The organism is Natronococcus sp. CG52, from assembly GCF_023913515.1.
GTDB classification, from domain to species: domain Archaea; phylum Halobacteriota; class Halobacteria; order Halobacteriales; family Natrialbaceae; genus Natronococcus; species Natronococcus zhouii.
Genome location: NZ_CP099392.1, coordinates 371,800 through 392,952 on the forward strand (window position 1 = coordinate 371,800; position 21,153 = coordinate 392,952).

Consider the following 21,153-nt stretch of genomic DNA (forward strand, 5'->3'; position numbering starts at 1 on the left):
GTGAACGCAGGACGTCTCGGCGGAACTGAGGCAGGGTGTCGGTCGTCTCAGGGGGTGCAGGACGCATGTTCGGTCACTTTCGTAGTAACGTTCGTTTCGGCGAATAAATCTTCCGTCCGACGCAAGCGAGTACGCGCCGTGAACGAGACGACTCCGTGTCACAATGAGAAACGGTTTTGGTGATCGTCGCCAGTCGTCTACGACACATGTCGGGGACGAGCCACCACGTGAAATCGGTCCGCAAGCTCTTTCGGATCATCGAGGCGCTGGAACGGCGCGAGAGTACGGGAATCACGGAACTGGCGCGCGAGACTGGGATCGCCAAGAGCTCGGTCTACAAGTATCTCGACACGCTCCACCACCTCGGATTCGTGACGAAAACCGGGTCCTCGTACGCGCTCTCCCTGCGGTGGTTCCAGATCGGTCGTCGGGTTCGCGAGCGCCGCGACGTCTTCCAGGTCGCGCGGACGGAACTGAACCGGTTGGCCCGGCAGACCGGGGAGACGGTCTCGCTCGTCGTCGAAGAGGACGGAGACGCGATCTATCTCTCCCAGACGAGCGAGCGCGAGCAACCCGTCGGACCGGTCAGCGAGGGCGACCGCATTCCGGCGCCGATTTCGGTCGGCGGCAAGGCGATCCTCTCGTACCGTCCCGTCGAAGAGGTGGAGGCGCTGCTCGCGGAACAGGAGCTGACCGACCGCGCGGATCAGCTCGTTTCGGAGTTACGGACGCTTCGGAACCAGCGGATGGTTATCGAACGCGAGGGTCCGCAGGAGAGTACCTTCAGCGCGGGATCCTTCATGGGCCACCGCCACGTCGTCGGCCACGGCGAACCCTACCAGAACCTCCACAGCGTCGCCGTTCCCGTCAGAGACGCCGACAACTACGCCATCGCCGCGATCGAGGTCAGCGGCTCCAAAGACAGTCTCTACGGTCGCCGACTCGAGGACGAGATCGCCAGACTCCTCGTGAACGCGAGCAAGTCGATCGAGACCGTGCTGTTGAGCCGGTAGTTCGGACCGAAAGCGACGCTCGTCAGCCCTCGACGCGGGCCGTCTCAGCTCTCCACTCCACCTCGTACTCGTCCACCATCGTTACCACTCCGCGACGCTGCCGTCGTCGTGGCGCCAGACGGGATTGTGCCAGTCGACCTCGCCGGCCTGCTCCCGGACGTACTCCTCGTCGATGTCGACTCCGAGCCCCGGTCCGTCGGGGATGTCGACGTACCCCTCCCGGTAGTCGAAAACGGAGGGGTCCGCGAGGTAATCGAGCACGTCGCTGGTCTCGTTGTAGTGGATGTCGAGGCTCTGCTCCTGGATGAGCGCGTTCGGCGAACAGGCGTCGACCTGGATGCACGAGGCTAGCGCGATCGGGCCGAGCGGGCAGTGCGGTGCGACCGCCACGTCGTAGGCTTCGGCCATCGACGCGATCTTGTTCACCTCGGTGATCCCGCCGGCGTGGGACAGGTCGGGCTGGATGAGGTCGACGTGTCCGTCCTCGAAGACCTGCTTGAAATCCCACCGCGAGTACATCCGCTCGCCGGTCGCGATCGGGGTGGTCGTGTGCTGGGCGATCCCCGCGAGTTCGTCCAGGTGTTCCGTCAGGACCGGCTCTTCGATGAAGAACGGCTCGTACGGTTCGAGGGCCGCGACCAGCCGCTTGGCCATCGACTTCGAGACGCGCCCGTGAAAGTCGACGCCGACGTCGACCTCGCTCCCGACGGCTTCGCGAACCTCTCGCATCCGCTCGGTCGCGGCCTCGACGGTCGCCGGCGAGTCGATTCGCTCCATCGCCGGCGTCCCGTTCATCTTGAGGGCGGTGAAGCCGGCGTCGACCTTCTCGCGCGCCTGGTCGGCGACGTCCGACGGATCGTCCCCGCCGATCCACTGGTAGACGCGCAGTCGATCGCGGGCCCGCCCGCCGAGCAGGTCGTACACCGGGGCGTCGTACGTCTTGCCCTTGATGTCCCACAGCGCCTGGTCGATCCCGGCGATGGCCGACATCAGGACCGGCCCGCCGCGGTAGAAGCCGCCGCGGTACATCGTCTGCCAGTGATCTTCGATTCGTGCCGGATCCTCGCCGACGAGGTAGGTATCCATCAGCTCTTCGACCGCGGTCTTGACCGTCTTCGCGCGTCCTTCGACGACCGGTTCGCCCCAGCCGACGGTGCCGTCGCTCGTCGTCACCTTGAGGAACAGCCAGCGCGGCGGTACTTCGAACAGTTCGTAGTCTGTGATGTGCATGAGTGGCGTGTGTCGTGAATCGTCTTCGGTCGTTCGGTCCTGGTCTCGAGCGAGGTCGGTAACGAACGCGGCGAGCGCCGCGACGCCGACCGGATTGTTCGCGCGCGCGCCGTCGTCGGTGACTCTGAAGGTGAACGCGCCGACGCGCCCGTCTCCGTGATCGCGGACGGTAACCGCGGCGCTCCAGTTCGCGAGCCACCCCTCGACGTATCCGACGCCGACGTCGTCGACGTCTCGGTCGACGTCCGCGACGACGTCGTAGGGGTACAGGCCCTCGAGTTCCCAGCCGGGAACGGTGTCGACGTACTCCGCGAGCGGTCCGTCGTCGCGGTAGAACAGCGACGCGACGAGGTTCCAGCTCTCGTCTTCGGGGAGGTCGCGGTACTCGAAGAACGCGTCGTCGCTCATGTGACCGGTCGCGTCCGGAAGCCGAACGAGCGCGCCGCCGCCCTCGACGTACGCTCTCGCGTCGACGTCGGGATCCGCCACCAGCGCGACGTCGGTCGCGTCCGTAATCGACGGCTCGACGTCGAACCCGATCGCCGTCAGGGTCGACGCCAGTTCGTCGTCGTCGACGGCCACGGTGAGGTCGGTGTCGACCGACGGATCGGGGACGACGGTGATCGATTCGGCGTTCGAACTCGCGCCGGGTAGCGAGACGGTCAGTTCGTCCGTCGTCGCGTCATCGACGTCCGGGACGGCTATCGAGATCGCGTCCTCGACGCGCGTGACGCCGAACCCGTCGCGATCGATCGCGACCGCCCCCTCGCGCCCGCGGAACGACCACGTCACCTCGCCCTCGAGAGGTTCGTTCGTGTGGTTGCTGACGACGACGTCCGCGGTTAGCGTGTCTCCCGCACCGACCGCGTGTGAGTCGGGTTCGACCATCACGAGGACGTCGTCGTTGATGCGGGCGAAATCGTCCGTGAAGACCTTCTCCTCGCGCCGGTAGTCGAGCATGCCGTTGAACTCCCACTCGATGTCGGAGAACTCCGTGATGACGTAGCCGGCGACCCCCTCGCGGGCGCGCATCCGCTCGATCACGTCCTTGATCGAGCGGAACTCGCGCCACTGCCAGGCTTCCGCGAGCGACTCCCAATCGTCGAACACGTCCGGGAGCGTCGTCTCCTCGAGGCGGTCGTGGACTCCTTCCGGACGCTTGATCGGATCGTCGAAGAAGTCGTAATCGAACCAGGGCGGCGTTCCGTCGTAGTGGGCTTCGACCGCGGGCAGATCGCACAGCCCCCAGGTCCCGAACTCCGAGACGATGATCGGCGCGTCGTCCGGATCGGTCTCCGTCGCGCCGTAATTCTCCTCGGGGGCGTCGGCCATCGCGTCGATGTCGGTCTCCCACGCGCCCGCGCGGTCCGGACTGACGAAGTAGCGGTGGTAGTCGTTGACGTCGGTCGCGACGTGTGCCCAGCCCGAGTTGTCGCAGACGATCCGGGTCGGATCTCGCGCCGAAATGTCGTCGTAGAGATCCGCGAGGTACTCCTGTTTCGCCTCGTCCTCCCAGAGCGACGTCTCCTCGTCGAGCCCTTGCGGGTTCCCGATCCCCCACTCCTCGTTGTAGAGACTCCAGACGATCACGCTCGGCCGGTTGTAGTCTCGCTCGAGGAGCCCCTCGATCTGCTCGCGAACCTCGCGTTTCGAGCGGTCGGTGTGAACGGTCGGGTTCGCGGGCTCCTCCCAGACGAGGATGCCGAGCCGGTCGGCGCACTCGAGGAAGTCCGGGTGGGCGGGCTTGATGTGCTTCCGGATCAGGTTGAATCCGAGGTCCTTGGCCGTCCGAACCTCCTCCTCGAACAGCGATTCGTCGAACGGTCGATAGAGCGTCTCGGGATAGTATCCCTGATCGAGCGCGCCCCGCATGTAGTAGGGCTCACCGTTCAGGTAGAGCCGTCCGTCTCGAGCCTCGACGGAACGCATCCCGAAGTAGTCCTCGTACCGGTCGACGACCTGCCCGTCGCGGCGCAGGTCGACGGTGACGTCGTACAGCGCCGGCGTTTCGGGCGTCCAGTACGTCGGGTCCTCGATCGAAACCGTCAGCGACCCCGAGCCGTCGGCGTCGATCGCCGTCTCGCCGCGAGCCGCGTCGTCGCCGTCGCGAGTGATCCGGACCGCGGCCGTCACCGACGACGAGTCGTCGACGCCCGCGACGTCGAAATCGATGCGCGCACTGTCGTCGTCCAGATCCGGCGTCGCGCGGAGCCGTTCGACGCGGGTCTCGGGGACGAACTCGAGCGTGACGTCCTGCCAGATCCCGCTGATCCGCTGGTACCACGGCGCGCCCTGTTTGCCGTGCGGGATTTCGCTGATGTCCGCCGGGTCGACGACCTCGACGACGATCGCGTTCTCTCCTCCACGACCGCGTCGGTGACGTCAGCTCGAACGGGAGGTAGCCGCCGCGGTTCTCGCCGACGCGCTCGCCGTTGACCCAGACTGTCGCTTCGTAGTCGACAGCGCCGAATCGGAGCAGTACGCGCTCCTCGGCCGGTAGCTCGAGGGTCTCCGTCCGTCGATACCACGCTGCGCCCGTGTACTCCCGGTATGCGTCGTCCTCCTGCCACGCACACGGCACCTCGACCGCGTGCGTGCGATTCGGCCAGTCCGCATCGGGGTCGTACCAGTCGTCAGACCGCCCGTCGTATTCGGGATCCGTTACGAACTGCCAGTGTCCGTTCAGTGCTCTCTGCCGTCGATAGTCTTCCGTCAGTCGTTCCATAGTGTATCTTGTAGCGATCGTCTGTTAATACGAGTACTCCGCTTCGATCGAGTCGGATCAGGGAGACGCTTCCTCGGAAACCTGTTGTCTCGACTCGAGCGTTCTGAGGACGTTCCGTCCGGTCTGTCTGTCGAAGACGTGGATGTCCGCCGGGTCGAACGTGAACTGAACCGGTTCGCCGACCGTCGGTTTCACGTCGCTCGGGACGCGAACTCGACACTCGTTCCCGCCGACGTCGAGGTAGACGAAGTTGTCGCTTCCCGCAACCTCGACCACCTCGACCGTCGCGGAGATGGCGTTGGCGCCGTCGGAACCGAGCGAGATGTTCTCGGGTCGGATCCCCAGCTCGAGACCGTCTCCCGTCTGGCCCTCTCGGATCGCCTCAGCGACCGGTTCGGGAACCGAGTACTCGACGTGGTCGCCGACGAGCGTCCGCTCGTTCAACTCGACGTCGAAGAAGTTCATCGACGGACTTCCGATAAAGTCCGCGACGAATCGGTTCACGGGTCGGTCGTATATCTCGTCCGGTGTCGCGAACTGCTGGAGTTCGCCCGCGTTCAGAACGATAATGCGGTCGCTCATCGTGAGCGCCTCGTGCTGATCGTGGGTGACGTAGATCGTCGTCGTTCCCAGATCCTCCTGCAGACGCTGGAGTTCGGTCCGCATGTGGACTTTGAGCTTCGCGTCGAGGTTCGACAGCGGCTCGTCCATCAGGAAGACCTCGGGGTCGCGGACGATGGCTCGTCCCGTCGCGACGCGCTGTTGTTGTCCGCCGGAGAGCTCGCTCGGCTTAGCGCTCAACTGGTCCTCGATACCCATCATTTCAGCCGTCTCTTGCACTCGCTGTTTGATCTCGTTATCCGGAAGGTCCGTCGTCAGCTTCAGCCCGTAGGACATGTTTTTCCGGACCGACATATGCGGATAGAGCGCGTAGTTCTGGAACACCATAGCGATGCCACGGTGCTGCGGTTCGACGCCCTTGACGCTCTCGCCACCGATTTGGATGTCGCCATCGGATATTTTCTCGAGACCTGCGATCATCCGAAGCAACGTCGACTTGCCCGATCCGGATGGTCCGACGATCGTGATGAACTCGCCGGGTTCAATGTGGGCGTCAACCCCCTCGATGGCAACGAACTCATCGCCGTACACCTTTCTCGCGTCATCGAACGTAATCGATGCCGTTCCGTCGTTCGAACTCGTCATAGTACCCTCCGCGCGTGCTCGCACGCTTTCGTAGCTATTGCTTCCGAGGGGCTCATCTCACCCGTCTCCGGGGGCGCGGTGCGTGATCGATCGAATCTCGTACTGTCTATCATCGTTCTGGAACTGATGTCGTAAGTTGGTCGGTTTCGGTAATGAATTCGATGTGAAGCGTGAAGGCGACGCCGGCGAACAAAAGTGCTACAGCAACGGTCAGCAGCGACGTCACCGTCAACAGCACGGTGGTTACGATTCCCAGCGCGACGGCGCCGATGGCGTGCCGTGCGGTCCACAGATACCCGTCGGTTATCGCGTCCGCTGCGGGCTTTCCTTCGGCCAGTCCCAGAAGAACAGGGATTGACACGAGCCAGGCGTACAATCCGGCGTAAGCCGCACCGAGCGTGAGCAGGCCCGCCAGAACCGTCCCGTCGGCGAGGTACGCGAGTGCGTACATTCCCGAAACCGCTAGCAATATTGGCGGAACGAGTCCGACGAGCGTCGCATGGATGAACTGCGCTCGGAAGATCCCGCTGACGGCGCCCCAATCGACGCCTTCAGCGCCCGCCTCTCGAAGCGAGAGCACGGCACGGTAGGCGCCGACGGTGGCGGGGCCGATCGTGACGATCGGCAACGATACCAGGAACCACGCGAGGCTAATCTTGACGATCGAGACGAGGTTGACCCAGACGAAGCGGACCGTTCGCTCGAGCGTCGCGTACATGGGATCGATATCGTCGGGAGCGTTCATTTCGTCGTCCCCTGCATTTCGACCGCTTTTACGAGGTGATTCTGTATGAGCAGGAAGACCAGGAGCAGCGGCAGCGATGCAACGACCGCCGAAGCCATTTCGATTCCCGGTTCGGTAGTGCCCATTCCCTCCTGGACCGTCACGATTCCGATCGGGAGCGTGTACATCCCCTCGCTTTGAAGGATGACGAGCGGCCAGAGAAATGCGTTCCACGTCCAGACGAAGATAAACAGCCCGAGTGAAGCGAGTGCGGAACGCATCATCGGTAAGATGATAGTCGTGAAGGTTCGGATTCGAGAAAACCCGTCGAGTCGGGCTGCTTCCTCGACCTCGACGGGGATATCCTTGAAGAACTGGACGAGCATGAACACGCCCAGCGGACCGGCCGCGGCCGGAAGAACGACACCCCACAAGGAGTTGATGAGGCCGAGTTCGTTCACGATCACGTAGACGGGAACGAGATTCACGATTGTGGGCACCATGAAACTCGCCACGATCAGCGAAAAGAGAACGGAGCGACCCGGCCACTCGAGTCGGGTGAGCGAGTAGGCGATCATGGCGTCGATCAACAGCACGATGACAGTAGTTACCAGCGCCAGAATGAACGTGTTGATGGTCCACTGGACGATCAGCGTGCCCTCGAAGAGCACTTCGTACCACTGGAACGTGATGTCTCTCGGAATCAAGTGCGGCGTACTGGAGTAAATTTGTCCGCGGGGCATAACCGACGTCGCGAACATCCACCAATACGGGATAACAAACAGGAACGCCGCTCCGTACACGGCGGCGTATACGCCGACCGTTCGAAGATCCGCGTCAAACGATACACCCTCTATCAACCGTCGCGATCGTGTACTCATTCTTTGGTTCCTCCTAGCAGGTAGTAGCTGACCGACGATACGGCGACCAAGATGAGAAACAGAACGTACCCGATTGCGGCTGCGTAACCGAACTCCCGACCAGCAAAGGCCGTGTTGTACAGGTACACGACGATCGTGGTCGTCTGGAAACTCGGTCCACCGTCGGTCATGATGAACGGCTGGCCGAACACCTGGAACGAAGTGATGAACGAGACGATTACGACGAAGATGAGGGGGTTCTTCATCTGAGGAATCGTGATATCTCGCATCATTCGCCACGAACTGGCCCCGTCTAGTTTCGCAGCCTCGTAGAGCCTGTTCGAGACGTTCTGGCGCGCTGCCAGCAAGATGATGAAGTTGAACGCGATCGTCCACCAAACCGTCGCGATGGCTATCGCCGGCATTGCGAGCGTGTGGCTATTCAACCAGCTCCCACCCGTAGTATAGTAGGAGATCAGTCCATTTCCGCCAAAGAGGTCTCCCCACAGGATACCGATTACGGCTACGGTGAGGACGTACGGACTAAAGAAGATCGTTCGTAACAACCACTTCCCCTTTATTTCTCGATTGACTCCGAGCGCAAGCAGGAGCGACCCGATGACGAGCAGCGGCACCGTGAGTGTGACGAAGTACGCGGTGTTCCACATCGCGGACCAGAACTGCGGGTCGGTCAAGAGCGACTGGTAGTTCTGAAACCCGATAAACTCCGATCGAGCTGGAGTCGTCGCGTTCCAGTCGTGAAAGCTCATGTACAGACCCAACAGCAACGGGCCGAAAAGAAATCCGCCGGCGATAACGAGGTACGGGAGCGCGAAACCGATGCCCGCAATCTGCTCGCGCGTTTCTCGCGACGTCGGATCGATACCGAGCACCCGCTCGTTCGTGCTCGACTCGTTGTCTGTTTGAGGCATAGTGGACACTACTCGAAGGTTTCCCGAATACCTTCCACGGCGTCGTCCAAGGCTTCTTCGGGGCTCAGATTGCCGCTTCGCATATCATCTATCGGTTGATACAGCTGCTGTTTGTAGGCGGTATTGTTCGGCGTCGCGGGCGGCGCTACGCCGCGACCATCGTCGATCATCGCGGTGAACGTTTCCAGCGTATCGCTCCACGTATCGCTCTCGCGGAGTTCGTCGCTTTCCAGGGCCTCCAAACTGGCCGGCATGTGTCCGGCTTCGTACCCCCAAGCGTCATTGTAGGTCTGAGTCAGCAGGCGGACCGTTTCGACCGCTTCCTCGTGACGTTCGGTATCTCGCTCCTCGTTCTTCGGTATGACCAGTACGTGGCTGGATTGGTTAGTGAACGTGGCCTCCGAATTCGGCATAACCGCCGGCTCGGTCATACCGAACTCGAAGTCGTTCCGGCGGGTGGGACTGACGTGCCACGTTCCGTTGATGTCCATTCCTAACTCGCCGGCGTTCCACGCGTCGTCTCCCACGTCGCCGTCCTCCGGCATCCATTCGCGCTCGTGAACCCAGTCGTGGAGTTCTTGCAGAACCGCGAGTCCCTCGTCGTTATCGAACGTCGGCTCGAAGTTTTCGTCCAGTTCCGGCGTCGGTTCACCCGCCAAGCTGGAGAGTGCCATCCGAAAGTTCATCGTTACGAGCCCCCCCTCGAAGATATTCACCGCCCAGTGGTCCGTATTTTCGGTGATGGCGTTTGCAGCCTCCTCGAACTCCTCGTAGTTGCTCGGCGGCTCCTCCGGATCGAGTCCCGCTTCCTCGAATATCTCCTTGTTATAGTACAGCCCGAGGGGTGGGTATCGAGGGGTGCGGCGAGTTGTTCTCCGTCGACGACGACGGCCTCCGCAACTTCATCGACGTACGGATCCGATCCGATTTCGTCGGTGAGCGGCGTAACCAGATCTTCGTACTCGCGGATCATATCCGCGTGGAGGACGGCCACATCCGGATACTCATCGCCCGTCAAGGACGTATAGAGGCGATCGTAGTACTCGCCGTGTGGAACGCGCTGCCGATTGATGTGGAGGTCATCGTGATCGTCGCTCTCGTTTATTTCGGTCACCATACCCTCCATAGCATCGCCGTCCCCGCCGGTGAAGAGCGTCCAGTACTCGACGCCGTCTTGCTGGCTGCCTCCCATGAGACCGGTACAGCCAGCGATCCCGGCCGCTCCGATAGCACCCGTGGTTTGCAGGAACCGCCGTCGGTTTACGGAGGTACCTCTACCGTCGCAACACCTGTTATTCAGTGTCATACACTGTTACTATTGACTTATCCCCCTATATATCTCCTTTGGTGTGAACGGCGCTCACGGGCGTTTGGCTGAAATTTTCAAGTAAGAGATAAAGTTACCGCAGGTGAATAGGGAAGATATGGATCGGAGACGATTCTTAGCGACGACCACGATCTTCGGCCTTACGGGATGCCTCGAGACGATCGCCGAAACGGAAACGTACGAAAACTCGGTGTTCGAACCCACGATGGCCGACCCGTCGATCATCCGGTACTCGGCGGACGACGGCGACGTCTTCTACGTCTACGGCACCGAAGACCACTGGTATCACGAGTCGGATCGACACGATACGCACGGACGACAGCTGATTCCGATCGCCAAATCCCGCGACCTCGTCGAGTGGGAGTACGTCGGCGAAGTGTTCGACACGAAACCCGACTGGAAGGAGGGCGGCGGCCTCTGGGCACCCGATATCGCCGAGTACAACGACCAGTTCTACCTGTACTACGCCTACTCGGAGTGGGGCGACGAGAATCCGGCGATCGGCGTCGCCACCGCCGATCACCCCGCGGGGCCGTTCGACGCCCGCGGCAAATTGTTCGACAGCGAGGAAATCGGCGTCGAGAACTCCATCGATCCGTTCTTCATGCTCGAAGACGGGACGCCGTACCTCTTCTGGGGGAGCTGGTACGGTATCTGGGGCGTCGAACTCTCCGACGATGGTCTCGAGGTCGCCGGTGAACCGTTCCGTATCGCCGCCGACGATCACTTCGAAGCGCCGTGGATCATCGAGCGCGACGGCTACTACTACTTCTTCGGCTCGAACGGCTCCTGTTGTGACGGGGGGAGAAGCACCTACCACGTCGTCGTCGGTCGCTCCGAATCCTTCGACGGTCCGTACGTGAACCGAAACGGCGATTCGATCGAGAACTACCCGGGAACGACGATTCTCGAGGGTGGCGAGGCGTTTCTCGGTCCGGGGCACAACGCGGTCATCCGAGACGACGACGGCGACGACTGGCTCGTGTACCACGCGTATCACGCCGACGACGTCTGGATCAACGACACGCCGCGTCGGGCGCTACTGATCGATCGAATCCGGTGGGAGGACGGCTGGCCGACGATCGAAGACGGCGTTCCGAGCGAGGAGGCCGGCGCGCCGGTCGTCGAACGCTGACGCCTCGAGTACCGATACTCGATCCCGCCCGTCGTTTCGAATCGGGAAATCGGGGCTACCAGTCGAATTGCGACGGCGAACACGGTACCTGTCCCGAACTATTCGCGCCTCCAGCAGTTCCGTTACGCTGCCGCTCCGCGTTCTGAGTCGACTTTGCGCGGATAACCCGATGACTCGGGTGGCATTCGATCCGCAGTAGCTCTGTATCTTATTAGGAAACAAAGCTGGGTGCGAGGTAACGGAAGGACAACGGGATTGGCCCAGCAGCGACCCGCCTTACACGACCGTGTCGTGGAGAAGACGGATCCGTCCCGCCAACCAATTACAGCCATATTATTGTAAATACCAGTCCACTTCCGGATCAGTCGGCTACCTACTGAGAACGAACAGATCAGCGCGTCAATCGAGCGACGAGACGGTGGTTACCACCGATTTTTCATCGCCTAGCCCTAATTTAGGGCGAATCGGACTCCGTTTCTCATTAAGACACGACCTATTTCGTACGAAGAGACGGCGGGTAAACGGCCACGAGAGCACCGCCGGTCGAATCGTGCGTAACGGAGACACTGCGCGGCGTGGGATCGATTCAGATCAAGGTCAGTCCTCGATCGAGATCAGTGGCGGACGATTCGGGACGAACTATCGATTTCGTTTGAGATCTCAAAACGCGCTGTATCCGTTCTCGTAGGGCTTGATTTCGGGCGATTTACCTTCGATTTCCTGAACGTGCGCCGCGAGCCGATCGCGAAGGTCGTCGGCGACGGTCCGGAAATCCGGCCGGCCGACGAGGTTGACCTGCTCGTGAGGATCCCGTGCGAGGTCGTAGAGGTAGCGTTCGACGTAGACGTCGCTCGATTTTTCGGCGCTGCCGCCGCGCCATCCCGTCGGTGACGAGGCGGCGACGGCGTACTTCCACCGATCGGTTCGGAGCGCCCGGCCGACCTGCGACTCGCTGACCTGGATGAACGCCTCGCCGTCGGTATCGGGAGCGTCTCCGCGGACGATCGGCAGGAAACTTTCGCCGTGCATCTCGTCGGGAACGGCGATATCCGCGGCGTCGAGCAGGGTCGGTGGGAGATCGACGAGACTCGTCGGTCGATCGACGTCGGACCCGTCGTCGAAGCCGGGACCGGCGAGGACCGCAGGCACCCGGACGGCGGACTCGTGAGGAGTGCGCTTGTACTCGCCCGGACGCGTCCGGAAGTGACAGCCGTGGTCGGACGTGTACGCGACGATCGTCCGATCCCGTACGCCGCGGTCGGATAGCGCACCTAGGAGGTCGTCGACGCACTCGTCGATCCGCCTGACCATCCCGTAGTAGTCCGGCAGTTCCTCGTACCAGTCGCCGGGTCGGTCCTGTAGGTCCTCAGGAATGTACGGCCGCTTCTCGTACGGTTCCGCGTACCCGTCCGGCGCGACGTAGGTCCACATATCGTTCTGATTGTGGGGTTCGACGTACGCGACCACGAGGAAGAACGGCTCCGACAGGGATTCGATCGCCTCGCGCGCGTACTCGGTGAAGGCGTCCGCGCGATACTGCTCGAACTCGACGGATTCTCCGTCGGCATCGAACAGGCGACCTTCCGTGGGGTGTGAGGTGAACTCCGGGACGTCCGCGGCGATCCAGAAGTCCTCGTACCCGCCGCGACGCTCCTCGGGCACGGGACTGTCGAAGGTGCCGGCGACGTGCCAGTTCCCGACGTATCCGACATCGTAGCCGGCGCCCTTGAACCGCTGAGAGAGGCCCAACTCGTCGGACGAGAGCCCCATCGTGTCACGCCACGCGTCAACTTCGCTCGCGTACTTTCCGCTCTGGAACGTCGCCCGGAACGGCCCGCAGAGCGGTTGCGGCGTAATCGCCTGTGTCAGGACGGTGCCCTGCCTCGCGAGCGTATCGATCGCGGGAGTGAGATCCAACGGACACCCGTAGACGCCAACCGTGTCCCAGCGCTGCTGATCGGTCATCACCGCGATGACGTTCGGCCGGTCGTGGTCGTCGTCGGTCATTACTCCCTGTCGCCCTCCCGGGGCCTTATATTTACCCTCATTCCTGACGGGGGATCGGTTCGAACGCGGCTTATTCGTGGTTCGTGAACGCTCGACCGACGCGCTCGAGTGAAGAATTACAGATGTACATCTGTAATAGACTACCGATCGCGGAAGAACGCGTTTTGGATCGAACTGACGGTGCTGCCGACGATGCTCGCGAAGTCGGTGCTCGCGTCCTTCTCCTTCATTCGGGTGGCCGGTCCGGAGACGGTGACCGCCCCGATCGCTCGACCGTCCGGATTCGTGATGGGATAGGCGATACAGTGTCGATCTTCGCGGTACTCGCCCCGATCGTAGGCCATCCGACGATCCCGGGTCAGTTGGAGCTCGTCCTCGAACGCATCCCGGTCCGTCACGGTGTTTTCGGTCAGCTTCGACAGTCCGCGGTGGTCGAGGATGCGCTCGCGCTCTTCGAGAGGCGTGTACGAGAGAATGGCCTTTCCACCTGCGGTCGCGTGCATCGGGAGACGATCACCGACTCTCGCCGCCGTCTCCGGCCGTTTTTGCTCGCTCTCGCGGTTGATGTAGATTCCGTACCCGTGTTCCGGAACCATCAGGCTCGCGATTTCGCCGGTCGCCGACGCGAGATTCTCGAGCGGTCGCGCCGCCGCGTCGGAGATCGGGAGGCGAGTGCGGGCGCTCGTGCCGAGTCCGAGAAAGCTCACGCTCAACCGGTAGGCGCGTCCGTCTTTGACGACGTAATTGAGTCGTCGAAGCGTGTTGAGGTGTTTGTGAACCGTTCCCTTCGCGAGGTCGAGTTCGTCGGCCAGTTCGCTTACTCCCGCGGCGTCACGGTCCTTGAGCGCCTCGATCACGCGAAAGCTCGTAACCGTCGTCGACGCGGTCGGGCCGCCATCTTCCGCCGCCGGAATATCCATCGAGCCCATACACGGGTAGCCGTAGGCCACCTACAAATAACTTGTTCACACACCATGAACGCGGTATCGGGCCCGCCGAACGATCGCCACTGTCGGGTGCGAACTCGCGTACGGTTCCCCGCCTAAACCGAAACCGATCGATCTTTTCGCGACGGTTCCGTTCACGAGTCGTGAACGGCATCGGCGGATCCGATCGACGACCCGCAGTCCCCCTACGGACGATCGCCGATGCGCGGCTACCAGCCTGAGCGGCTGGGCTGTGCCTTATCGGGGTTCTCGGCTGAGACACCGGTCTGGAGCGCTCGTCGCCCTGCGGCTTCCTCCGGTGACCAAAAGCTTAATAATGGAGGGCTCGAGCTCTGTTCACATGGGTCGTATAGAGGTTCGAAATCTCAGAAAGGTATTCGACGCCGGCGAGGACGAACTCGTCGCCGTCGAGGACCTCGATTTCACCATCGAAGACGGAGAGTTTCTCGTGCTCGTCGGTCCTTCCGGCTGTGGCAAGTCGACGACGCTGCGCTGTATCGCCGGGCTGGAGACGCCGACGAACGGGGAAATCGTCCTCGACGGCGAGGACGTCACCCGCGCGAAACCGAAAGACAGGAACATGGCGATGGTATTCCAGAGCTACGCGCTGTACCCGCACATGACCGCCCGAGAGAACGTGAGCTTCGGGTTGAAGATGACGACCGACCTTCCCGAGGAAGAGATCGACGAACGGGTCGAGAACGTCGCCGAGATGACTGGAATCGAGCAAAACCTCGACCAGAAGCCGGGAGAGCTCTCCGGCGGACAACAACAGCGCGTCGCGTTAGGTCGGGCCATCGTTCGTGATCCGGAAGTGTTCCTCATGGACGAGCCGCTCTCGAATCTGGACGCCAAACTCCGCGGGGAGATGCGAACGGAACTCCAGAACCTGCAAAACGACTTCGGCGTGACGACGATCTACGTCACGCACGATCAAACGGAGGCGATGACGATGGGCGATCGAATCGCGATCCTCGACGACGGCGAACTCCAGCAAATCGGGACACCCCTGGAATGCTATCATACACCCGTTAACAGGTTCGTCGCCGGATTTATCGGCTCGCCGAGCATGAACTTTCTGGACGTGAGCCTCAGCGACGGCACGCTCGTCCACGAGGAATTCACCTACGAGCTGTCTGCGGAGACCGACGAGTCCCTGGAAGTAGACGGAACGGAGTACGCGCTCGGAATTCGTCCGGAGGACATCGAAGTCGTCACGGCGGATACCCCGAACGCGATCGAGGCGACCGTCAACGTCGTGGAACCGCTCGGCGATGTCGCCCACGTCAACGTCGATATCGGAGACCGATCGTACACTGCGTCGATCGACGGAACGCCGCGCTGGGACCCCGGGCGGGAGATTCACGTCAAATTCCCCGAAAAGAATGTGCACCTCTTCGCGGCCGATACCGGAGAGGCCGTCAAGAACGCAGCGATCGAGACCGGAGAACGGTCGGTGGACGTACCCGCGTAATCGCTCCGAGCACGCCACAAGTTAGGAATCCACGCAGCCGGAACTCGTACGATCACACCGAGAGAGACGTCTCGCGGTATTATTCTACCCATACTATTCGGTAATTTTATAACCTCGCCGGCCACGAGTACTCGTATGACAAAGATCGCGTTCATCGGAGCGGGGAGTATGGTCTTCGCCAAGAACCTGGTCGGGGACATCCTGTCGTTCGAAGCGCTCGAGGACAGCACGATCGCGCTAATGGATATCGACGAGCACCGCCTCGCACAGACGACCGAGGTCGCCGAGAAGATGGTCGAGAACGGTCGAGTCGAGGCGACGATAGAGTCGACGACGGACCGACGGGAGGCGCTCGACGGCGCCGACTACGTGCTCAACATGATCAACGTCGGCGGCACGGAACCGTTCGAGAACGAGATCCGGATTCCGGAGGAGTACGGCGTCGAGCAATCGATCGGGGACACGCTTGGCCCGGGCGGCATCTTCCGGGGGCTCCGGACGATCCCGACGATGCTCGACGTCGCTCGAGACATGGAGGAACTCTGTCCCGACGCGCTGCTCATGAACTACACGAACCCGATGGCGATCGTCTGCTGGGCCGTGGACGAGGCCACGGACGTCGAGATCGTCGGACTCTGTCACAGCGTCCCCCACACCGCGGAGGCGATCGCGGAGTACGTCGACGTTCCCCAGGCGGAACTCGACTACTGGGTCGCCGGGATCAACCACATGGCGTGGTTCCTCGAGTGTACGCGGGACGGGCAGGACGTCTATCCGCTGCTCGAGGAAGCGATGGAGGACGAAACGACCTACCGGAAGGACACGGTTCGGTTCGAACTGTTGAAACACTTCGGAGCCTTCGTCACCGAGTCGAGCCATCACAACTCGGAGTACCTCCCCTACTTCCGCACGGACGAGAAGGTAATCGAGGAGTTGACCGGGACGAACTACGCCGAGCGCATGCCGACCGCGACGTACCTCGAGGGCTGGAAGAAGCGGTCCGAGGAGCGGGACAACGCGCTCGCCGACGTCGATTCCGAGGACGTCTCGATCGAACGCTCGGAGGAGTACGCCTCCCGGCTCATTCACTCGCTCGAGACGGACACGCCGAGACGACTCAACCTGAACGTGCGAAACGACGCGGGTCACATCCGGAATCTGGAGAACGACGCGTGTGTGGAGGTCCCGTGTCTGGTCGACGGAACGGGTATCCGGCCGTGTTCGGTCGGAAAGCTCCCGCCGCAGCTCGCCGCGCTCGACCGCACCAACGTGAACGTTCAGCGCCTCGCAGTGAAGGGGGCGCTCGAAGGGAACCGCGACGCCGTCCACCAGGCGATCAAGCTCGATCCGCTGACGGCGGCCGAACTCGATCTCGACGAGATTCACGAGATGACCGAGGAACTCATCGCGGCTAACGAAGCGTACCTGCCGGCCCTCAGCTGAACGCGTCCCGCGGCGTCGATCCGGCTCGGCCAGCTGCTGCACCGTTCTCTCGTCGATCGCTTCCGCGAGAGCTACCGGATGGAAACTTTTATAATAGTCGTTGCGAACATACGGAGTATAGCGATGAGAGAGATTAGCAAACGTGAACTTCTCAGAGCCGGCGGAGCGGCGGCAGCCGCCTCGGTCGCCGGCTGTCTCGGGAGCGGCGGTGACGATCAGCTGACCTTCTGGTGGATCGACGGGGACAGCGACGATTACGAGGATCACAACGAGTGGCTCGCGGAGACCGTCGAGTCGGAGACCGACCGAGAACTGGAGATAACCGGCTACGCCTACAGCGACCTGCGCCAGAACGTCCTGACCGGCGGTCGGCAGGGAACGCCGGACGTCATCGAGGGCGTGATCGAGCACCCCGGCGACTACGTCGCGGCCGACATCATCGAACCGCTGACGGACCGAACCGACGAGATTCCCCACTTCGACGGCTTCCACGAGAGCGCGCTCGACGCGTTCCGGTTCCAGGACGAGCTCTGGGCCCTCCCCTACACGGGGAACGGCCGCGCACTCGTGTACAACAAGGAGGTCCTCGCCGAGTACGGCTACGAGGACGGTCCGCCGGAGGACATCGACGAGTTCATGGAACTCGCGGGGACGATCAACGAGGATCGCGACGATATGAACGGGTTTCACCTGACAACGGAGCGCGGCGAGGTGCGCGCCACGCAGGAGTTCCTCTCCCACGTCTACCAGCACACCGACGGATCGCTATACGAGTGGGACGGCGACGGCTGGGCGCTGCAGGCGGATTCGGACGCGTTCGAGGCGATCCTCGGCGACATCTACTACCGGCTGTTCCACGGCGACCAACCGACGGCCGGCTCCGAGTATCAGAGCGCGGGTTGGGAGACCAACGACGTCGGCTTCACGGAGGGCGAGCACGCGATGATCCACTGCGGGCCGTGGATCGAAGGGTTCCGCGACACGGACGCGCAAGTGGAGATGGTCGAGGAGAACGCGGCAGTGTCGCTGCTGCCGAAGCACGCGGATGCGTCGGACGCGACCTACATGGAGGTCAAACCGGTGATGCTCAACGCGCACTCGGACGATCTCGACAGCGGGATGGCGGTCGCGTCGGCGTGGTCGAGTCCGGAAGCGCTCGAGCGAATGGCCGAGATCAACCCGGGTGCGGTCGCGACACCCGTCCACGAGGACGTCGAATCCACGCTCGAAGACGAGGACTACACGGCGTTCGTCGACGCGTTCGAGAACGGCGTCGCCCCGGCGCCGATCGCGTGGGGATCGGTTCGCGAGGGCATCTACGACGCCATCGAGAACGTCATCTTCGACGAGCAGACGCCCGCGGAGGCCGCCGACGAGCTGGAACGGGCGCTCGAAGCGGCCGACGTGGACCTCGATCCGGACGCGGAGTGATTCGATGAAGGACGGACAAGTTCCGAACCGGCGCCCGAAGGCGGATTCCGGAGGGTGTCCGATATGGCCGTGAGCACGGACCGACTCTCGTCGTACCGAAAGCAGTTCGTCTCCCTCTCGACGGAGACGTGGCTCGGCTGGGGACTGTTGTTACCGGCAGGACTGTTGATGGGCGTCATCATCCTCTATCCCATCGTCGACGGCGTTCTAACGAGCTTCCAGATGCGGTCGTTCCTGCGGCCGGAGGCTCGCGAGTTCGTCTTCATGTCGAACTATCGGATGCTCGTCCAGGACGGCGTGTTCTGGACCGCACTGTGGAACTCGGCGGTGCTGACCGGCGTATCGGTCGCCCTGCAGTTTCTGCTGGGTCTCGGGCTAGCGCTGTTACTCAAACAGAAGGTCCCGGGGATCACGATCTTCCGGAGCATCACGATGGTCACCTGGGTTCTGCCAGTTATCGTGATCGTCATCGTCTTTAACTGGCTCGTCCAGCCCGGATACGGCCTCGTTAACCTCGTCCTCGCGGAGTTCGGACTCCCGACGGACTACTGGTTCTCGAACACCACGTGGGCCCTCCCGCTGATCGTTCTGATGCACGTCTGGAAGAACGCCCCGTTTTTCGCCATCGCGCTGTTCGCCTCGATGCAGTCGATTCCCGACGAACTCTACGAAGCCGCGAGGATGGACGGCGCATCCGCGGTACAGCAGTTCCGCTACATCACCCTGCCGAACATCTCGTACGTCGCGATGATCATGATCGTGCTACACGTCCTGTACACGTTCAATAACTTCGACTTCGTCTGGCTCTCGACCGGCGGCGGTCCGCTCCGAGCCACCGAAGTCCTGCCGACGTACGTGTACAAGCAGGCGTTCGACCAGTACCTGCTCGGCTACGCGGCCAGTATCGGCGTCGTGATGCTCATCATCATGATGACGTTTACCGTCGTCTACGTTAAACTGGAGGATCTCGACTGATGTTGAACACGCTCGTCACCCGATTCGAGATGCGCCTTGACGACGAGATGACCGTCCGGCGCGCGGCGTTCGTCTACGCGATGCTCCTGCTGTACTACGGGTTCCTGTTGATCCCGCTGTTCTGGCTCCTCAGGTCTTCGATCGTCACCGACGAGATGCTGCGCGCGCGGGAAATCAACCTCCTCCCGCTCGCACACGTGACGATCGAAAACTACGCGACGGTGCTGGCCAGCGGGACGTTCCGGATGTACTTCGTCAACTCCATGATGATCGCGGTTGCCACGACGGTGTTGACGCTCGGCGTCGGCATCCCGGCGGCGTACTCGGTGAGCCGATTCGACTATCCGGGCCGCGACTACGTCGTACTGGGACTCATCTCGAGCCAGATGCTGCCGCTGGTGCTGGTGTTGATCCCGTTCTTTACGGTCATGTTCCGTATGGGACTGGTCGATACCAGAGTCGGACTCGTCTTCGCCCACGCCGTCGGCGTGCTGCCGTTCGTCGTCTGGCTGTTGAAGGGGTACTTCGACGCGATCCCCGAAGCGCTGGACGAGGCCGCAAAGATGGACGGCTGCGGGCATCTCGAAATCATGTACCGGATCATCGTTCCGCTATCGCTGCCGGGGATCGCCGTCGCGGGCTTCTACGCCTTCGTCGGTTCGTGGAACGACTATCTGTTCGTATCGATCCTCTCACAATCGACGGGGACGCGAACCTTGCCGCTCGGACTGCAGCTCTTCCAGACGGCACAGCAGGTTGACTGGGGCGCGGTTACCGCGGCCGCCGTCGTAACAGCGGTTCCGGTCGTCCTGTTGTTCGCACTGGTTCGAAAGTGGCTCGTCGAGGGCCTGTCGAACACCGGTGGAAAGGGGGTCTGACGCCGCGAGTATTACCTCTCGCGATCGGTCGCTGACGGTCGATCGCGATGCAGTATCTTATTATAGCAAAATCACGATATAACGCGTATGACTGAGAAACTGAGCGAATCGGCGGCAGAACCCGACGGCTCCGGAGATTCCGTCATTACCGAGTACGAACTGTTCGAGGTCCCGCCGCGCTGGCTGTTCCTCAAGGTGACGACGAGCGACGGCACCGTCGGCTGGGGCGAACCGGTCGTCGAAGGACGCGCGAAGAGCGTCCGAACCGCCGTCGAAGAACTGATGGACGGTTATCTGCTCGGCGAGGACCCTGCCCGGATCGAAGATCACTGGCAGACGATGTACCGCGGCGGCTTCTACCGCGGCGGCCCCGTGCTGATGAGCGCCATCGCCGGGATCGATCAGGCGCTGTGGGACATCAAGGGCAAGCGGTTCGGCGCACCCGTGTACGAACTCCTCGGCGGAGCAGCCCGGGATCGCATCCGCGTCTACCAGTGGATCGGCGGCGATCGGCCCGCCGAAGTCGGGGAAGCGGCCGCAAAGAAGGTCGAAGCGGGCTTTACCGGGCTCAAAATGAACGCGACGCCCAAGCTGGAACGGATCGACACTCCAGCAGCGGTCGACGCGGCCCGCGATCGGCTCGCCGAAGTTCGCGAGACCGTCGGCGACGAAATCGATATCGGCGTCGACTTTCACGGCCGAGCGAGCAAAACGATGGCGAAGCGCCTCGTCGCCGCGCTCGAGCCGTACGAGCCGATGTTCGTCGAGGAACCGGTACTCCCCGAACACAACGACGCGCTGCCGGAGATCGCTCAACATACGACGATCCCGATCGCGACGGGCGAA

Annotated in this window: 16 protein-coding genes and 3 pseudogenes; 8 read left to right on the forward strand and 11 right to left on the reverse strand. The window is 62.3% G+C overall.

The genetic code is table 11. The annotated features are described in order from the left end of the window. The first annotated feature begins 206 nt into the window (after positions 1-206). Positions 207-1,013, forward strand: coding sequence for an IclR family transcriptional regulator (locus NED97_RS21345; RefSeq protein ID WP_252490807.1), 807 nt, complete (start codon positions 207-209; stop codon positions 1,011-1,013). A gap of 81 nt (positions 1,014-1,094) precedes the next feature. On the opposite strand, the gene dgoD (NED97_RS21350) is transcribed toward NED97_RS21345, so the two are convergent. The 9 genes and pseudogenes from dgoD (NED97_RS21350) to NED97_RS21390 all read right to left on the reverse strand — a co-directional run bounded on the left by dgoD (NED97_RS21350) (position 1,095) and on the right by NED97_RS21390 (position 9,996). Continuing rightward, a complete protein-coding gene (gene dgoD / locus NED97_RS21350; protein ID WP_252490827.1) occupies positions 1,095-2,243 on the reverse strand; it encodes a galactonate dehydratase in 1,149 nt (382 codons plus the stop codon). Between the two features lie 1,311 nt (positions 2,244-3,554). Then, positions 3,555-4,592, reverse strand: a pseudogene (locus tag NED97_RS21355) (glycoside hydrolase family 2 protein); the annotation flags it as partial. A gap of 94 nt (positions 4,593-4,686) precedes the next feature. After that, positions 4,687-4,968, reverse strand: a pseudogene (locus NED97_RS21360) (beta-galactosidase); the annotation flags it as partial. 57 nt (positions 4,969-5,025) lie between these two features. Beyond that, positions 5,026-6,174 (reverse strand): ABC transporter ATP-binding protein, encoded by a 1,149-nt coding sequence (locus NED97_RS21365; protein ID WP_252490808.1) that lies wholly within the window; start codon positions 6,172-6,174, stop codon positions 5,026-5,028. A 109-nt stretch (positions 6,175-6,283) separates the two neighbouring features. Then, on the reverse strand, positions 6,284-6,919 hold the full coding sequence (locus NED97_RS21370; protein WP_252490809.1) for a hypothetical protein: 636 nt from the start codon (positions 6,917-6,919) through the stop codon (positions 6,284-6,286). Next, positions 6,916-7,779, reverse strand: coding sequence for a carbohydrate ABC transporter permease (locus tag NED97_RS21375; RefSeq protein WP_252490810.1), 864 nt, complete (start codon positions 7,777-7,779; stop codon positions 6,916-6,918). The genes NED97_RS21370 and NED97_RS21375 overlap by 4 nt, the downstream gene beginning before the upstream one ends. Then, entirely contained in the window at positions 7,776-8,690 is a 915-nt protein-coding gene (locus NED97_RS21380) for a carbohydrate ABC transporter permease (RefSeq protein ID WP_252490811.1), read from the reverse strand. Before NED97_RS21380 ends, NED97_RS21375 begins: the two co-directional genes overlap by 4 nt. An 8-nt stretch (positions 8,691-8,698) precedes the next feature. Further along, positions 8,699-9,508, reverse strand: a complete 810-nt coding sequence (locus NED97_RS21385) for a type 2 periplasmic-binding domain-containing protein (RefSeq protein WP_252490952.1) — start codon at positions 9,506-9,508, stop codon at positions 8,699-8,701. Beyond that, positions 9,403-9,996, reverse strand: coding sequence for a twin-arginine translocation signal domain-containing protein (locus NED97_RS21390; protein ID WP_252490812.1), 594 nt, complete (start codon positions 9,994-9,996; stop codon positions 9,403-9,405). Before NED97_RS21390 ends, NED97_RS21385 begins: the two co-directional genes overlap by 106 nt. A 118-nt stretch (positions 9,997-10,114) precedes the next feature. Between NED97_RS21390 and NED97_RS21395 the strand changes: the two genes are divergently transcribed. Further along, the gene (locus NED97_RS21395) at positions 10,115-11,152 is read left to right on the forward strand and encodes a family 43 glycosylhydrolase (protein WP_252490813.1); all 1,038 of its coding nucleotides are present in this window, start codon (positions 10,115-10,117) and stop codon (positions 11,150-11,152) included. A 660-nt stretch (positions 11,153-11,812) separates the two neighbouring features. Here NED97_RS21395 and NED97_RS21400 read toward each other — a convergent pair. Together NED97_RS21400 and NED97_RS21405 are read right to left on the reverse strand one after the other, a co-directional pair. Then, a complete protein-coding gene (locus NED97_RS21400; RefSeq protein WP_252490814.1) occupies positions 11,813-13,159 on the reverse strand; it encodes a sulfatase-like hydrolase/transferase in 1,347 nt (448 codons plus the stop codon). A gap of 140 nt (positions 13,160-13,299) precedes the next feature. Next, on the reverse strand, positions 13,300-14,088 hold the full coding sequence (locus NED97_RS21405; RefSeq protein WP_252490815.1) for an IclR family transcriptional regulator: 789 nt from the start codon (positions 14,086-14,088) through the stop codon (positions 13,300-13,302). 358 nt (positions 14,089-14,446) lie between these two features. Between NED97_RS21405 and NED97_RS21410 the strand changes: the two genes are divergently transcribed. The 6 genes and pseudogenes from NED97_RS21410 to dgoD (NED97_RS21435) form a co-directional block, all read left to right on the forward strand. Next, positions 14,447-15,580, forward strand: a complete 1,134-nt coding sequence (locus tag NED97_RS21410; RefSeq protein WP_252490816.1) for an ABC transporter ATP-binding protein — start codon at positions 14,447-14,449, stop codon at positions 15,578-15,580. Positions 15,581-15,715: 135 nt separating this feature from the next. Continuing rightward, on the forward strand, positions 15,716-17,023 hold the full coding sequence (melA, locus tag NED97_RS21415; protein WP_252490817.1) for an alpha-glucosidase/alpha-galactosidase: 1,308 nt from the start codon (positions 15,716-15,718) through the stop codon (positions 17,021-17,023). A 123-nt stretch (positions 17,024-17,146) separates the two neighbouring features. Then, positions 17,147-18,454 carry a sugar ABC transporter substrate-binding protein gene (locus NED97_RS21420; RefSeq protein WP_252490818.1) on the forward strand — a complete coding sequence of 436 codons (1,308 nt, stop codon included), beginning with the start codon at positions 17,147-17,149 and terminating at the stop codon, positions 18,452-18,454. 63 nt (positions 18,455-18,517) lie between these two features. Next, the gene (locus NED97_RS21425; protein WP_252490819.1) at positions 18,518-19,429 is read left to right on the forward strand and encodes a carbohydrate ABC transporter permease; all 912 of its coding nucleotides are present in this window, start codon (positions 18,518-18,520) and stop codon (positions 19,427-19,429) included. Beyond that, positions 19,429-20,307: a carbohydrate ABC transporter permease gene (locus NED97_RS21430; RefSeq protein WP_252490820.1), complete on the forward strand. Its 879-nt coding sequence runs from the start codon at positions 19,429-19,431 to the stop codon at positions 20,305-20,307. The genes NED97_RS21425 and NED97_RS21430 overlap by 1 nt, the downstream gene beginning before the upstream one ends. 87 nt (positions 20,308-20,394) lie before the next feature. Beyond that, positions 20,395-21,153 (forward strand): annotated as a pseudogene (dgoD, locus tag NED97_RS21435) (galactonate dehydratase); the annotation flags it as partial.